The sequence below is a fragment of the Paractinoplanes toevensis genome, assembly GCF_018332695.1.
GTDB lineage: Bacteria > Actinomycetota > Actinomycetes > Mycobacteriales > Micromonosporaceae > Actinoplanes > Actinoplanes toevensis.
Genome location: NZ_BOQN01000164.1, coordinates 1 through 15,556, shown reverse-complemented (window position 1 = coordinate 15,556; position 15,556 = coordinate 1). Strand labels below are relative to the sequence as shown.

Sequence of the window (15,556 nt, the reverse complement as noted above, 5' to 3'; positions counted from 1 at the left end):
GGCCAGCGGTAGCAGGCGAGAACCGGGTTGTTCGGTCAGGCGGGGTTCAGTTGCCACTGCTGGTTGGTTCCGCCGTTGGCGGTCCACTGCACGACCTGCGCCCCGTCGCTGGTCGACGCACCGGAGACGTCGGCTGCCAGTCCGCTGCTGCGGGCGACGATGGTGTAGTAGCCGTTGCCGGTGGGCCGCAGGTACCACATCTGGTTGGCGCCGCCGTTGGCCGTCCACTGCTGCAGTTGCAGCCCGGCCGTGCTGCTGCCGGCGTTGACGTCGAGCACCTTTCCACTCGCGACGTACCGGAGGGTGTAGGAGCCGTCAGAGGTCGTGGCGATGGTCCAGGTGCCGTTGCCACTCTGCTGGACCACCTTGGCACCGTCCGCGGTGGAGTTGCCCGCGACAGCGAGCGGCTTGCCGCTGTTGCGGTTGACGATGCGGTAGGTGCCCGGTGCGGGTCCGGTTCCGTTGCTCCCGCTGAGGTTGAAGTACTCCACCGTGTCGGTGAAGACGGGGCTACCGGACTTCGTGGTCGACAGCTGCAGGTAAACGCGGTTGCCGGTGGCGGGGGTGGTGAAGGACACCGGCTGGGTGACCCGCGAGCCGAGCGGGACGGTCAGGGTCGTGCTTCCGGACGCGACGACCGTGCCGGTGGGGCTGTCGAGCCGCGCGGTCCAGGTGAAGCCCACCGAAGTGTCGGTGAGGTCGTCGTTGAAGACGGTGATGTTGCGGGTGACCGTGGCGTTCCGGGCGTAGTTGGGCACGGCCTGGGGCAGCGGGAAGGTGCCGTTGGAGTCCGAGGCGCCGGAGGCGGACCAGTAGGGGAGGTCGACCGCGGCCACCGGGTTGAATGCCGCCTGTACGCGCTGGATCTGCGGGTTGCTCCACGGGTCGGGCAGGTTGTCCGCGCCGTAGATCGGGTGACCGCCCTCCTCCGGGGTGAAGTCGGTGGACCGCACGCCGGGCACGACGCTGGCCCAGGCGGACAGCAGCGTGTACGGACGCAGGTCGGTGGCGCCCTTGCCGCGCTTGGCCAGCGTTGCCGTGGCGAACCACTCGAAGCCCTGCTTGTTGTTGCATGCCGGCCAGATGAACTCGCCCTCGCCGTCGGGCCGCCCATTCACGGTGACCAGGCCCTCCCCGTACCTGCCGAAGCCGTCGACGTAGTGCGGGATCACCGCGAAGTTGGCGTACGTCATCCCGGGATACAGGCTGACATTGTTGCCGACGCCCACCTCGACAATGACCGGCCGGGTGCCGTCGGCGCCGTTCATCGCCGCATACAGCTCCTTTTCGAACTGTTCGGAATCCTGGCCGCTCTGGTTCGGCTCGTTGTTCTGACTCCAGCGGATGATCGCGGGGTGGTTGCGGTCGCGCAGGACCAGCGCACGGGCGTGGTTGACCATGTTGTCGTGCCCGACGGATTCCTTCCACTCCTGCGAGGATTGGGAGCCGCGAATCGCGACCTCGTCGATGATCATCAGGCCCATCTCGTCGGCGACATCCAACATGTACGGGCTCGCGGGCTCCTGGTGGATGCGCAGCACGTTGTAGTTCAGCCGCTGGTAGTTGTCCACCGCCTGCGGCCAGCCGCCGTTGCCGGACGACGGGGGCAGGAAGCCGGGCAGGGTGTGGTAGGCGTCGCCCTTGCCGCCGTTGTTGATCCGGTCGTAGTCGGCACCCTGGAGGTTGTCGCCGCGGAAGTTCACGCGCACGCCGTTGAGGTAGTAGTAGTCACCGTTCTGGGTGGCCTCCCGGAACCCGAACCGGTACTCGGCGTCGCTGGTGCGGCCGTCGTCGGCCGTGGCGTGTACCGCCAGGCGGTGTAGCTGCGCCCGGTACCCCGACCGGTACGGCACGTTGGGCCACCAGTACGAGGTGCTGTCGAGGTTCCACGCGACCGGCCCGACGGTCACGGTCGCGGTCGAGTGGGCTGCCACGGTGACCGTACGGCTGGGCAGTTCCGGGTAGTTGAAAGCCGTTCCGTTGGTGGACGACAGCGACCCGGTCAACGTCACCGACCGGGAACTGCCCGACGTGTTACGCACCGACACGTCGTAGGTCAGCGTCTTGTTCGCCACCGACGTACGCACGAATGTGTCGCTGACGTACACCGCCGGGTACACCCGCAGGAAAGCGGACCCGAAGATCCCCTGGGGGACCGCCTCGGACCACGTGGCGGCATCGGGCACCAGGTACCGGCCGTTGGATGCCTTCAACGCGCCGCGGCCCTTCACAGCGACGCTGACCGTGTGGGTGCTGCCGGGGGCCGCGTAGGCGCTGACGTCGAAATTCGACGGCGTGAACGCCGTCGTCTGGGTGGCGACCACGCGGCCGTCGACCGAGAGCGTCGCCTGGTGATTGACCGCCCCGAACTCGATCCACGTCGACTGCGGCTGACCCGAGTCAGGCACGGTGATGCTGCGCGAGTACACCGCCTCGTTCACGTCCGTGAAGCCCTGCTTGTACCAGCCGCCGCCAGGCACGGTGATCGAGGTCGCCCCTCGACCCGCCGGCGTGAAACTCCACGTCCCGGCCAGGTCGACCGAGGCGACCGCAGCGTTCCCGGCCGCCACACCGTCGACACCGGAGGCCGCCACGGCCCTCATAGCGCTCGGCGCGGCCAGGGCCGGCCCGTCGATGGCCAGGGTCAGGCCACCGAGGACCACGGTTGCGGCCAGCCCTCCAGCCGCTGTCGGCAACCAACCGCGCCGGCGGGCGTTCGAACGATGCATGCCAACCTCCTGTGACTCATCCGCCAGCTCCGCAACACCGGTTAGGGCACAGCCTCACGGCCGATCCGCGAACCGTTTCGACAAATCTGCCGGCGTCGCCGACCACCCAGAAGGGCGGCTACGGCCCGGATACATAGATATATATCAATGGAATCATCGAGCGTCAGGTCAAGGTTTCAAGACGGTTACGTCCTGCTCCTGACGCCTCGCAGGCTCCGAATAGCCGCCGATGATGACGATCTTTCCGGAGTGTTAGGCAGCGCGCTCAGGCATTGCGTGTCGCTGGCCCATCGACGCGGCGCCGACCGAGCAGCGAACCGATTCGCCTCTGCGGCATCCAGCCGCGTGACACGTCGAAGGCGTGTTTCATGTCGATGCCCCTCTTCCGCCGGTCAGGCAACGGTGCACGCCGCGCCGTTGAGCGTGAATGCGGTCGGGGCGGCGGTGTTGCCGGTGTGGTTGGCCTGGAATCCGATGACCACCGGCGCATTCGGGGCGAGGGTGGCGTTGTAGTTCACGTTCCGGGCGGTCACCTGACCGGACGCCGGCGAGTACGTGGCGCTCCATCCTGAGGTGATGCTCTGGCCGCCGGGCAGGGTGAACGCCAGGGACCAGCCGTTGATCGGGGCGTTTCCGGTGTTGGTGATGGTGAGGCTCTCGGTCAGGCCGGTGTTCCAAGGGGTGATGGCCGCACTGACCCGGCACGGTCCGCTCGCCGGACTCGAGGGGCTCGGGCCGGGCGACGAGGGACTGGGCGACGAGGTGCTCGCGAACTGGCTGAAGAACTTCCACACCTCCTGCTTGACCCAGCTCCGCGCGCCACTCTCACAGCCGGCGCACCCGTCCACCGGACCCTGCTGGTGGCCGCCGTCGAACGGCGCCCAGACGACCGGGTACCCGGCGCGGCACCCCGAGTAGGTGGTGATGATGTGGGTGCGGCTGCCGGGCGCCGGCTCGGGGGCGTTCTGGGCGGTGCAGCCGTTGTTCCGGACGAACCTGTCGCGCAGGGCCCGGCCATTCTGGATGTTGTCATTGATCCCGTGGATGCCCATATACGCCACCGGCGCGGTGCCGCCGCTGCATCCGCTGATCGTCCCCGGGGCTGCGATCGCCGCGACCGCGCGGAACACATTCGGCCGGGAACACGCCAGCGAGTAGCTCATCGCGCCGCCGTAGCTGAAGCCGACGGAGAAGCGCTGGGTCGTGTCGACACAGAGCGCGTTGTCGATCAGGCGGATCATGTCGTCGGTGAACGTCACGTCCTCGCCACCGGAGTTGGCCCAGCCGTTGTTGATGCCCTGCGGGGCGACGAAGATGGTGGTGTTGTTCGACTGGGAGAGCATGCCGTAGTAGGCCCAGGGCTGTCCGTCGGTCCCGCCCGTCGCGACCTGGCTGGCGGTGCCACCCAACCAGTGGAACCCGAAGGCCAACCGGTGCGGATAGTTGTTGTCGTAGGTGTCCGGAAGCCGGAGGATGAAGCTGCGGTTCTTGCCGCCGCTCTGGATGGTGTGGTTGCCACTGCTCAGCCCGGGGGCCTTGCCGCATCCGGCGGTGGGCGCTAGGGCATTTGCGGCCAAGGGGGAAGCGCCTGCCGACGCCACGTTGATGCCGGTCACAGCCAGGCCGACGACCAGAAGTCCGGCGGCGACGGTGGTGAGCAGTCCCTTGCGCCGAGAAGGGGGTTCGGCACGAAGCACGAGATACTCCAGTCCTGGATTAGTGCGCGATGGGGGTCCCACCAACCCCGTTGTGCGAACATCATACGTCTCATGTCAACGACAATCATCGATGTCTAGTGCCGTCGGCCAAGAGTTCGGGACCGCACCGCCGGAACCGTCGCTTTCACGCCAGCCCTTGCCGGTGGCTGTCGGATCGCCGCATTGGAGCACCTTGATTCCCTTGGTGACCAGCCGATGGCACTTGGTGTTGTCCCAGAACCTCTTGCTTGCCAGATAGGCGATGGCCTCAACGGTGCAAGGCGTCTTGGTCAGATCCACCGTGGCAGTGATCGCGCCGAGGTCGGTGTCGATAGTGCCGGAGCACCCGGCAGCACAATCTCGTGCGGCGTCCCGGGCAGGCCGGCAGCGACCCGCAGGACACCGGCGCCGACCTCCGCGGCCGGTCGGCGGCCGCGCCCTCCGCACTCCAGGGGCGCATCAGCGCACCGCGGTGTCCTCCCCGGCGGTCAACCACTCGCTCGCGTTGGGCGGGGAGGCGGCCGGAAGGTCGACCTGAAGCAGCGCGCCACCGCGTGCGGAGCGGGCGACGCCGGCCCGGCCGCCGTGGGCGTCGACGACCCGCTGCACGATCGACAGACCCAGACCGGATCCCGGCATCGCCCGGGCGCTGCCGGCACGGTAGAACCGGTCGAACACCCGCGGTACGTCGGCGGCGTCGATGCCCGGCCCGGCGTCGTCGACCTCGAGCACCGCCGACTCACCCTCGGCGCGGAGCCGGACCTGGATCGGCTGGTCCGCGGGAGACCACTTGCCGGCGTTGTCGATGAGGTTGAGCACAGCCCGCTGCAGCGCGGCGGGACGTCCGCTCACCCACACGGAGGTTACGTCGAGCGTGACCTCGATGTCGGGCATGCGGGAACGCGCCCGGGTCGCGGCGGCCACCACCACGTCGGCGAGGTCGATCAGCTCGGTGCTCTCGTCGCTGACATCGCCGCGGGCCACCTCGGTCAGCTCGGCGGCGAGGGTGCTCAGCTCGGCCAGCTGGGCGCCGAGATCGTGGAGCAGCCGGGTCCGGCTCTCCGCCGGCAGTGCGCTGTCCAGGGTGCCGCGCCGATCGAGCCGGATCAGCAGCTCGACGTTGAGGCGCAGGCTGGTGAGCGGGGTCTTGAGCTCGTGAGCGGCGTCCTCGGCGAGCAGCCGCTGGGCCTGCCGGGAGTCCCGGAGCGCGGCGAGCATGTCGTTGATCGACTGGGTCAGCCGCCGGATCTCCCCGCCGCCCTCGTCCGGGATGTCGGCGTCGAGATCCCGGGTCTGCGCGACATGTACCGCGGCGGCGGTCAGCCGGTCGATCGGTGCCAGCCCGGTCCGGGCCACGGCCCGCCCGACCAGGGCGCCACCGGCCACGCAGAACAGCCCGATCAACAGCATGCCGAACCCGAACTCGTTGATCGGGCTGTCGTCGGCAAGGTCGGCCACCTGAACCGCGCCGTCGCCCACCCGCAGCGTGTAGACGCGGTAGCCGTCGTTCCAGTCGGTCGACTCCAGCAGGTCGGTAGCCGCGCCTTGCGCCACGCGCCGGGCGTCCTCGCTGACCGGGGGCAGCGCCGGCTGGCCGACCGGCGTCCGGGTCGAACCGTCGGGCAGGATGACCCGCATCAGCCTGCCGGATCCCGGGTACGGCGGCAGCGGGACCTGCGCCAGACCGGCGCGCTCCGTGTTGGCTGCCAGGACACGGGAGTCGGCGTGCAGCTGATCCGCGGCGGTGGCCCGTAGCTTGCGGTCCATCAGCTCGCTGGCCACCTGGAAGGACACGAACACGCTGACCGCGATGGCGGTCGCCGCGATCACCGTCATCCTGGTCCGCAAGGACTGCCGGCGCCACCACCGGATCCACCGACGCGGCCCCCGGCCCCCGGACCTGCTCACGGAGGAGTCTCCCGCAACGTGTATCCCAGGCCGCGCAACGTGTAGATCAATCGCGGCTCACCCTCAGCCTCCATCTTGCGGCGCAGATAGCTCACGTACACCTGAAGGTTGTTGGCGGTGGTGCTCATGTCGAAACCCCAGATCGCCTCGAACAGCGCGTCGCGGCTCAGCACCCGGGTCGCGTTGCGCACCAGGACCTCCAGGAGGGAGAACTCGGTCCGGGTCAGGCGCAGCGGCCGCCCGTCCCGCCACGCCTCGAACCGGTCGGGATCGAGCCGCACGTCGGCGAACGACAGGACCGGCGACTCCCCGCCGGCCGGCGCGCGCCGGCGCAGCAGGGCCCGCACCCGGGCCAGCAACTCCTCGGTGGCGAACGGCTTGGGCAGATAGTCGTCCGCACCCGCGTCCAGCCCCGCGACCCGGTCGGAGACCTGATCCCGGGCGGTCAGCATCAACACCGGCAGATCCCGGCCCGCCGCCCGCAACCGCCGGCAGGTCTCCAACCCGCCGAGACGGGGCATCATCACGTCCAGGATCAGCAGATCCAGCGTGTCACCGCCGGTCCCGGCGACCCCGTCGAGCACGGCGAGACCGTTGGCGACGGTGCTGGTGTCATACCCCTCGACCTGGAGCACCCGCTCCAGCGACTCCCGGATGGCCGCCTCGTCATCCGCGATCATGATCCGCACGCCGGCCCACCCCTCTAACCGATGCCTTCGACGCTCATCCTCCCTGATCAACCTGAGGTCAGTATTAAAGACGCTGCCGCTTTGCCGTGCTCACGGATGCACGACGACGGCTGGACCTTAGCCGAGCAGGCCGGCGACCTGTCACCAGACGGGATGCACCCCGCCGGGGTGGCCCGGCAGTATTCCGGGGCCGCGGGCGGATCGAGAACTGCCAGCTCGGCGTCTTTCTGGCCTGCCGCTCGATGCGGGGACTCGCGTTGATCGACCGGCAGTTGTATCTGCCCGCGGCCTGGACCGGCGCGCTGGCCTACTACGTCTGTTACGGACTGAGGAAGACCCGCGCCGGGCACGGGAGAAGACGCGGGACGGGCTGGCTACCCGTCCCGGATCTCGTCCGTGCCGGCGCGTTCACCGTTGCAGTACGGGCTCCTGGTCGTCGGCGAGCGAGTGCCGCCCTGTCGGCGGCGTCTCCGCCGCTGGCCGGGACAGCCGGCTGGGCCACCAGGTCCGGCGGCCGATCAGCAGGGTGAGGGCGGGCACCAGGACCGACCGCACCAGCAGGGCGTCGAGCAGCACACCGAAGGCGACCAGGAATCCGAGCTCGACCAGCATCACCAGCGGAAGTGAGACGAGGACCGCGAACGTGGCCGCCAGGACCAGGCCGGCCGAGGTGATGACGCCGCCGGTGGCGGAGAGTGCCTTGAGGATGCCGTCTCTGGTGCCAAGGCGCACGGTCTCTTCCCGGGCCCGGTGGGTCAGGAAGATGTTGTAGTCGACGCCGAGCGCCACTAGGAACATGAAGGCCAGCAGAGGCACCGAGTAGTCGATGCCCTTGAACCCGAGGATCGTGTCGAAGATGAACACGCTGCCGCCGAAGGCTGCGGCGAAGGAGACGATCACGGTGGCCATCAGCATCAGCGGGGCCACGATTGCGCGCAGCAGCAGCCCGAGGATGATCAGGACGACGGCGAGTACCAGCGGGATCACCACCTTCTGATCGCGCCTGGTGGTCACGTCGGTGTCGAGGTGCTCTGCGCTCGGCCCGCCAACGATCGCTTCCGCCCCGTCCACCGTGCGCACGGCGGAGCGCACCCGCCTGATCGTGTCGTACTCCGCGGTGGTGTCCGGCGCGTCCTTCGGGAACACGGAGATGTCGACCCAGCCCCCCTTGGTCTCACCCGTTTCGACCTGTGCCACGCCGGGGGTGTGCTTGACGACGTCGAGAACCTGCTTCTGGTACGCCGCCCGCGTGAAGACCGTCATCGGCTGGCCCCCGAGCTCCGGGAAGTGCTCGCGCAGAACGGTGAAGCCGGTGACCGATTCCGGCGTGGACAGGAACTGGTCCTCCTCCCGCAGGATGCTGGTGTCGCCCGTCAGCCCGACGGTGAGCACGCCGAGGACTCCCAGCGAAGCGAGCGTCGCCACCCACCGGCGGCGGCTGATGGCGGCGCCGAGGCGTCCCCACAGCCCTGGCTTCTGCTGCATGGCCGTGCCGAACCGGGGGATGGCTGGCCAGAAGATCCGCCGGCCGAGCACCACGAGCACCGCCGGGAACAGGGTCAGCATGGCCACCAGGGCGCACAGGATGCCGGCCGCACCGATCGGGCCCAGCCCGCGGGTTTCGTTCAGGTCCGCGGCGAGCAGGCAGAGCAGGCCGGCGATGACAGTGGCCGCAGATGCGACGATGGCCGGCGCCGCGCCGCGTAGTGCGTGGAGCATCGCGACTCGGACGTTTTCGTGCTGGTGCAGTGCCTCCCGATATCGGGCGATGAGCAACAGCGCGTAGTCCGTGCCGACGCCGAACACCAGAATCGTCAGCAGCGCCGAGTTCTGGCTGTTGATCACGAGGCCGAAGCCCTTGACGAGCAGGTAGACGGTCGCCATCGAGGTCAGCGCGGCCACACCCACCGCCACCAGCGGGATGAACCACAACACCGGGCTGCGGTAGGTGAGGATGAGCAGGATGGTGACGACGATGACGGTGGTAAGGAAGACCTGCACGTCGATGCCGTCGAAGACAGCGTCCATATCGGCGTCGATCCCTGCCGGGCCGGTCACGTCGAGGTCCAGGCCGGCGGGGCGGTCCTTCGCGGTGTCACGCATCGGGCCGATGAGGACCGCCGGTTCGCCGTAGCTCGTGCTCACGTTGAGGGTGAACATTATCGCCTTGCCGTCGTTGGAGATTTGCGTCGGCGGGCCCTCGTCGTTCTCACCAGCCGGCGGCGTCACCTTCGGCGGGTACCGCGTGGCCAAGGTGTTGTAATGATGCTCGACCGCCGCACGGTCGTCGGCGGTGACACCGCCGGCACGGTGGTACACGAAGACGAACGTGTTTTCCTCACCACCGGGAAGCTTGTCCTCCAGCGCCGCCACCTTGGTGGAGTCGGCACTGGCGGGCAGGGCGTCCACGGCCCTGTCTTTGGTTACCGAGCTCAGCTTCCCGCTCAGCGGCACCATGACCGCCGCCAGCGCCACCCACAAGCCGATCACCAGCCACGGTACCCACCGGCTCGCCAACCGGCCGGGCGGCGTTTCCTTGGTAGGCGCTACGTTGACTGCCATCTTTCCTCCTACGCCAGCGTTACATCGCTTGTCCGACGCCGACTTCGTACCGAGTGAATCTGAGACGATCATTAATGTGCTGCTCAGACCGGTTGACAGCCGTTGGGTCGGATGAGAAAGACGTCGACGTCGACCGGTCCGTGCGGGCGGTGACGGTGTTGACCCGTGCGGTCGACGCGGGCGCAGCCGCGTGGTCGACGAGGCTCAGCAGGAGCGCGCGCACCTTCCGCAGCAGGTCCGCCGACCGGGTAGCCGCAGTCACGACGTCCGGGTCGGACAGCATCAGGGCGATGTGGTCCCGAGTGGGCCGCAGCAGGCGCGCCGCGACCAATTCGCAGAGCGAGAACGCAACGGCCCGTACTCGCGCGGTCGGGCAGGCGTAGAAGTCCAACACGCGGACGCATGCGCCGGAGCGGCCGGCCCGGACGACCGACCTGAGCATTTCTAACGTTCGTCTCAGATTCACCAGGTACGAATTCGGCGTCAGACAGGCGAGGTGATCCGTCGGCAGGAAGCTGGTGATGACAGTGGATGCAGCGCCGTCAGGGAAAGCGCCGCCCGGTCTATCCAGATTCGGAGCGTCCACCGTGGCTCTGGCGACGGCGTACCCGGTCGCCGCCTGTGGGTCGCACCCCCGCAACAATCCGGGGCACGCCCCGGCCGGCCCGCACAGCACGCACGCGGGCGAACTGTTCCTCGACCCCGGGCAGGACGCGGAAACCCCTGGTCCCGGCCGGCACCGCTTCAGCGGGACCGGGCGCCGAGGTCGTCGTGGGGGCACGGCTCGGGTGGAGACCTGGGCGACGAAGGCTCGATCTGACGCATCTCGCAGACGGATGCCGCACGGACACCGCACCACACAAACACCGGAAGAGAGACTGACATGAACTCCATGGGACGCCGTAGCTTCCTGGCCGCAGCCACGGCACTCGGTATCGGCGCCGGCGTGTCCACGCATGCCATCGCCTCGGCAGTGAGCGACGACAAGACTCCGAAAAAGGCTCCGGACCAGAACGCGGACAGTACCGCGGACATCTACCAGCGAGACCGGGACCTGCCCTTAATCGGCGCGGAGGAGACATTTTCAACTCCCGAGTTGTTGAAGCTGAACTCCATCAATGCGGATCATATCGCGTTCCTTACGGAGATTGGTCTTGCGGATCTAGGACAACGCCGCATCGACGACATGGACACGGGGGGACTCAACGTTCAAATCCTCTCTGCCCATACACCGTCCGTACAAAATGTCCCTGGGAAGAAGGGCGTCGACTTTGCCTATCGTCTCAACCGGCTACTTGTAGAAGGGCCGATCGCCAAACATCCGGGCCGCTTCAAGGCTTTCGCCACCCTGCCCTTGCAGAGCCCGGAGGCGGCGGCGGACGAACTGGAACGCTCGGTTAAGGAAGATGGCTTCTTGGGCGCACTGACCAACGGACACATCACGAAGAAGTATCTCGATCATCCCGATTTCGAGCCGGTGTTGGCACGTGCCGTTGCTCTCGATGTGCCGATCTACCTGCACCCCGGCTATCCAGCTGACGAGATCTTCAAGATCCTTTACGACACCACGCGGTCTCAGTACACGAAAGAGTTCCAACCCTACATTTTCAGTGGATCCGGATATGGCTGGCACCAGGAGGTGCTGACCCAGTGCATTCGGATGATCACGTACGGGGTCTTCGACAGATTCCCCAAACTGAAGATCATCATCGGCCACATGGGCGAAGGTCTTCCCTTCTACTACGAGCGGATCGTCAATGACATGGGCGAGCCGACCGAAAGCTCGCTCAAGAAGCCCTTCGCGCAATACTTCCAGGACAACTTCTGGATCACCACCAGCGCATTCCCCCAGACCCATCTACTCACTCTCCTGCTGAAGCACATAAGCGTGGATCGAGTGATGTTCGCAACCGACTATCCGTTCGCGGACATAAAGGAGCAGACCGACTGGTTCCGCGGAGTCGATCTGCCACGCGAAGACAAGGAAAAGATTGCGTTCCGAAACGCGGAGAAACTGTTCAAGATGAAAGTACCCGTGAAGTGACGCGCCGGCATCGGCAGCAGTAGCGACTCTCCTGAGATCCCCAGCGCGCCGACCCGCTCGGTCATCGACAGCGCGGTTCACGAGGGCCTGCTGCGGATCCCTGGCAGACCCTCGCCCCGCCCACGTCTCCCCGACAACCACCACGCCATCGCCTGGTCACGCCTGGACGCCGTTGGTGGCGAGCACTGCATTGCCATCGGCGGCGAAAAGCGAACCCAGTGCTGCTGCGGTACCGAGCCTTCCCGCCGGTGCGAGAGGGCTCGAGCCGGTGTTGCCGACGATGACCGAGGCGGGCCGGGAACTGGCCACAAGGCCCTCGGCGTGCCACCGATCGATGGCAGTGTCGCCCGTGTCGGTGCGATACCTCCGTGCGGGGGCGACTCCGACAAGCACGAGTTCGCCGGCCCGGATGCTCGACCCGGTCACGACAGCGCGGAGCGACGTCGAACGGTGTCCGAATCCATGGACACAACCCCTCTGGAGGAATCGTGCCGAATAGCAGTGTCAGAGAGGGACTCGAACCCCCACGTCTCTGAGCTCGACAAACACGAGAGCAAAGTCGGGACGCCCACAAAGAACTCGCAGGTCAAGCCATGATCAACTGTGCCCGGAGGGGGACTCCGACACCTGACTCCAGAACACCCGCTGGAAGCGAGTGTTCATGTACCCAAACTACCGCCGATGAACTGCCGGGTCTGCGCGTTCAGCGGCCGCCCGAGGGCGTCGTGGTGGTCACCGGCTTGGTCGCTGGCATTGTCGAAGTCATATCGCTGCACTGTCCAACGGGTCATGACGCCTCTCCGCTGGTACGGCACGTGCGGAGCATTGTGGCCCGTCATGTCCAGTCGCGCGACGAAGAAGATCGCGACCGCCGTCCAACCTGTCATCGCTCGGCGTTACAGCTCTGCGGGCGAATGACGCGGCGTCACAGGCGGCCGGCATCATGCGGCAAAGCGGTTGACCTTCTCGGGGTGCAGGACGATGCGGACCATGCCGCTGGCCTGCCACTCGGCGAGGAGTTTCTGGTGGGCGGGGTCAGTCATGTCGTAGTAGCGGTCGGCGAGCCGGGCTGCCAGGTCGGCGCCGTCGTCGTGCAGGGTGACCGGGCCCTCGACGGCGACCCAGTGTTCGCGCTCGCCGGTGGGGGCGGCGACTACTACGGAGGCGCGGGGCTGCTCGCGCAGACGATCGACCTTGGGGGCGCCGGGGTCGGAAAACATCTCCAGGTTGCCCTCGGCGCTCACGCCGAACCACACCGGTCGCGGGGCCGGCCAGCGGTCGCCGCGCGGGGCGACGGTGAGGAAGGCGTACAGGGGGCGGTTCAGCAGGGCGAGATCGTCGTCGCGAAGCATGCGCTTCAGCCTATGTCAGCAGGTGGTCGAGGAAGCGAGCACGCTGACCATCAGGGCCGGCGCGCGAGGCACCTCATCAGCCGCGGAGACGGCCTCGAAGATGTCGCCGAGCATTGCAACCTTTCGCGACGTTGCCGCCGACAGACAGGATGACGGCGTTCGTCGGGAGGAGTGGGATGCGCGCGGAGCTTGAACGCGAGTATGAGGAGTTCGTGCGGGGGCGGCTGGCCCGACTGCACCGGACGGCCTATCTGCTGTGTGGCGACGCGCACCGGGCTGATGACATCGTGCAGGCCACCCTCACGGCGCTGTACGTGAACTGGAAGAAAGCCTCGGACATAAACAACATCGACGGCTTCGCGCATCGGGTTCTGGTGCGGCGTTACCTGGACGAACGAAGACTGCCCTGGTCGCGGGTCCGGCTCGGGGACGTACCGGACCGGACGACGACCAGCGCTCGTCCGGAGCAGTCGATCGGTGACCGGGACGAGCTGATGGCCGCGTTACGCGGCCTGCCGAAGGGGCAGCGGGCCGTGATCGTTCTGCGCTACTTCGACGATCTGTCGGTCGAGGCGACCGCGGCGGCTCTGAACTGCTCGGCCGGGAACGTGAAGAGCCAGTGCTCGCGGGGGCTCGCCGCGCTGCGCGAGGTACTGGGCGGGGAACAGCGGATCAAGATGGGTGGGCTGGCGTGATGACGGAACAGGACCTGCGGGAGCGACTGGGCGCGGTGCACGTACCGCCGTCGCGGCTGGACACGGAAACGGTGCTCATGGCCGGCCGCCGCGCCGGTCGGCGCCGGACGGCGCGTGCGGTGGCCGGGGCGGTGCTCGCGGTGGGCGCGCTGGTCGCGGTGCCGTCGGTGGTTTTCGGGGCCAGGGGTACGCCGGACGTGGCCCCCGCCGCACCCCGGAGCACCACATGCGCGGTGACGGGGTTACCCGTCCCGGCCGGGATGAACGACGTGCTGGTGAGTGGGATCGACCCGGCCGGCCGGTACATCACCGGGTTCAACACCACCGAGGAGGCGGGCACCAACCGGAAGACCGGCAAGGTCGACGGGCTGCCGGCCGCCCAGCCGGTCCTGTGGGTCGACGGTCGCCCGCAGCGGCTTCTCGGCTCCTACCGGTCGGTGATCCCGTCGGGGGTGAACACGGCCGGGGTGGTGGCGGCGGTGGCCGGTAACGGCAAGACGTTCGACACCGTGTTGCGCTACGTGGCCGGGACACCGCAGAAGCTGACCACGCCGGCCGGGCGGTGGTCGTTCAACCAGGGGGTGTACGTGAACGCGGCCGGCGACATCGCAGCCGCCGACGACCAGCGCGGCGTCCTGCTCTGGAAGGCCGGTTCGACGACCGCCGCCAAGCTGCCGCTGCCGGCCCACGCCATGATCAACGGGCTTTCCGACGACGGCCGGATCATCGGCGCGGTGGTCACCGCCGACGGCCAGACGCTGACCTCCTACCTCTGGACCCAGACCGGCACCGCCAGCAAGTTCGTCACGCCGGACGGGCAGCAGATGTCGGTCAGTGCGGCCCGCGGTGAATGGGTGACCGGCAACGTGTGGCCCTCCGGCACGGCGGTCCGATGGAACACCCGGACCGGCCAGTTCACCGACCTCAAGCTGCACACTCCGGCGCACGGCATCAACGCTCAAGGATGGGTCCTGGCCGACGACACGATCGAGCGCCCGGACGCTCCGGCGCTGAAGCTCGAACATGTCGCCGGAGACGACGAACCGCCCTTCGCCGGTTTCCTATCCGACCCCGGCCTGGCCGCCGGCAACCGCCTCACCTCGGACAAGGACGGCCACACGGTCAGCAAGGGCGTGATCACCTGGAACTGCGCCGACCGAAAGTAGCCGGGGCCGGCTGACCGCTCAGCCACCAGATCGGCGGGCGCGCCCTCGAAAGACGGCACACCCGCCGTCGTGGCCCTGCGCGCTGGCGAGCGGCCGCTGCCGGCCGACGCCCTCGGTTCCACCGTCACCCGGGGCCTGGAAAGGCGGCCCGGACGGTGGGCGGGCCGAGCAGCGCGACCACGTCGCCGTGCGCCACGAAGACCTCGCCGGTGATCCGCTCACCGGCCGGCCCGGCCAGATAGGTGACCAGCGGGGCGACGCGAGCGGGGGAGAGCGGATCGGGGCCGTCCGGTGGCGCGCCCATCAGCGACCCGGTCATCGCGGTGCGGGCGCGCGGGCAGATCGCGTTGGCCCGCACCCCGTAGCGGGCGCAGCCGCGCGCGGTGGCCAGGGTGAGTGCGACGATGCCGCCCTTGGCGACCGGGCTACCGGTGCCGGCACGGACACACCAGAGCGCCTCCCGCCGATGCGGACGGGCCGCGGTGGGCGTACTGGTCGCAGGCCCGCATCGTCGAGGAGATCCTCGCCGCAGATGACAGCAACCGGGCGGGATTGGCTGACGCCGGCCAGATTGCCGCGGCTGCACGAGGAACTCTGGTTTTCCTGAACGACGTCGAAAGGGCCGTCATTCAATGCGCTCCGCGGCGCCGTCGACCTGTGCGTGGACAACTTTGATCTTCCCCGGGTTCCGTGGAGTCGGTTTGGTTGATCTTC

General features: G+C 68.1%; 11 protein-coding genes and 3 pseudogenes. 4 read left to right on the top strand and 10 right to left on the bottom strand.

The window, feature by feature from the left end; all coding sequences use genetic code 11:
* Positions 1-35 precede the first annotated feature (35 nt).
* The 5 genes and pseudogenes from Ato02nite_RS48445 to Ato02nite_RS48425 all read right to left on the bottom strand — a co-directional run bounded on the left by Ato02nite_RS48445 (position 36) and on the right by Ato02nite_RS48425 (position 7,014).
* On the bottom strand, positions 36-2,729 hold the full coding sequence (locus tag Ato02nite_RS48445) for an RICIN domain-containing protein (RefSeq protein ID WP_213013510.1): 2,694 nt from the start codon (positions 2,727-2,729) through the stop codon (positions 36-38).
* Between the two features lie 392 nt (positions 2,730-3,121).
* Positions 3,122-4,426, bottom strand: a complete 1,305-nt coding sequence (locus Ato02nite_RS48440; protein WP_246608202.1) for a CE1 family esterase — start codon at positions 4,424-4,426, stop codon at positions 3,122-3,124.
* A gap of 126 nt (positions 4,427-4,552) precedes the next feature.
* A pseudogene (locus Ato02nite_RS52360) lies at positions 4,553-4,762 on the bottom strand (peptidylprolyl isomerase); the annotation flags it as partial.
* Positions 4,763-4,885: 123 nt separating this feature from the next.
* Positions 4,886-6,262 (bottom strand): HAMP domain-containing sensor histidine kinase, encoded by a 1,377-nt coding sequence (locus Ato02nite_RS48430; protein WP_246608201.1) that lies wholly within the window; start codon positions 6,260-6,262, stop codon positions 4,886-4,888.
* Positions 6,263-6,330: 68 nt separating this feature from the next.
* Entirely contained in the window at positions 6,331-7,014 is a 684-nt protein-coding gene (locus tag Ato02nite_RS48425) for a response regulator transcription factor (protein ID WP_213013512.1), read from the bottom strand.
* A gap of 168 nt (positions 7,015-7,182) precedes the next feature.
* On the opposite strand from Ato02nite_RS48425, the pseudogene Ato02nite_RS48420 reads away from it, so the two are divergent.
* Positions 7,183-7,319: pseudogene (locus tag Ato02nite_RS48420) on the top strand (transposase); the annotation flags it as partial.
* Positions 7,320-7,431: 112 nt separating this feature from the next.
* On the opposite strand, the gene Ato02nite_RS48415 reads toward Ato02nite_RS48420, so the two are convergent.
* Positions 7,432-9,657 carry an MMPL family transporter gene (locus Ato02nite_RS48415; protein WP_246608200.1) on the bottom strand — a complete coding sequence of 742 codons (2,226 nt, stop codon included), beginning with the start codon at positions 9,655-9,657 and terminating at the stop codon, positions 7,432-7,434.
* Positions 9,605-10,171 (bottom strand): hypothetical protein, encoded by a 567-nt coding sequence (locus tag Ato02nite_RS48410; protein WP_213013507.1) that lies wholly within the window; start codon positions 10,169-10,171, stop codon positions 9,605-9,607. Before Ato02nite_RS48410 ends, Ato02nite_RS48415 begins: the two co-directional genes overlap by 53 nt.
* Positions 10,172-10,468: 297 nt before the next feature.
* Here Ato02nite_RS48410 and Ato02nite_RS48405 point away from each other — a divergent pair, with 297 nt between their 5' ends.
* Positions 10,469-11,629 (top strand): amidohydrolase family protein, encoded by a 1,161-nt coding sequence (locus tag Ato02nite_RS48405; RefSeq protein ID WP_213013506.1) that lies wholly within the window; start codon positions 10,469-10,471, stop codon positions 11,627-11,629.
* Between the two features lie 659 nt (positions 11,630-12,288).
* On the opposite strand, the gene Ato02nite_RS48400 is transcribed toward Ato02nite_RS48405, so the two are convergent.
* Positions 12,289-12,516, bottom strand: coding sequence for a hypothetical protein (locus Ato02nite_RS48400; RefSeq protein WP_213013505.1), 228 nt, complete (start codon positions 12,514-12,516; stop codon positions 12,289-12,291).
* 54 nt (positions 12,517-12,570) lie between these two features.
* Entirely contained in the window at positions 12,571-12,981 is a 411-nt protein-coding gene (locus Ato02nite_RS48395) for a pyridoxamine 5'-phosphate oxidase family protein (protein WP_213013504.1), read from the bottom strand.
* 176 nt (positions 12,982-13,157) lie between these two features.
* On the opposite strand from Ato02nite_RS48395, the gene Ato02nite_RS48390 reads away from it, so the two are divergent.
* Both Ato02nite_RS48390 and Ato02nite_RS48385 read left to right on the top strand, forming a co-directional pair.
* On the top strand, positions 13,158-13,676 hold the full coding sequence (locus tag Ato02nite_RS48390; protein ID WP_213013503.1) for a SigE family RNA polymerase sigma factor: 519 nt from the start codon (positions 13,158-13,160) through the stop codon (positions 13,674-13,676).
* Positions 13,676-14,842: a hypothetical protein gene (locus Ato02nite_RS48385; protein ID WP_213013502.1), complete on the top strand. Its 1,167-nt coding sequence runs from the start codon at positions 13,676-13,678 to the stop codon at positions 14,840-14,842. Before Ato02nite_RS48390 ends, Ato02nite_RS48385 begins: the two co-directional genes overlap by 1 nt.
* Before the next feature lie 139 nt (positions 14,843-14,981).
* Here the strand turns inward: Ato02nite_RS48385 and Ato02nite_RS48380 are convergent.
* Positions 14,982-15,260 (bottom strand): annotated as a pseudogene (locus tag Ato02nite_RS48380) (short chain dehydrogenase); the annotation flags it as partial.
* Positions 15,261-15,556: the final 296 nt, after the last annotated feature.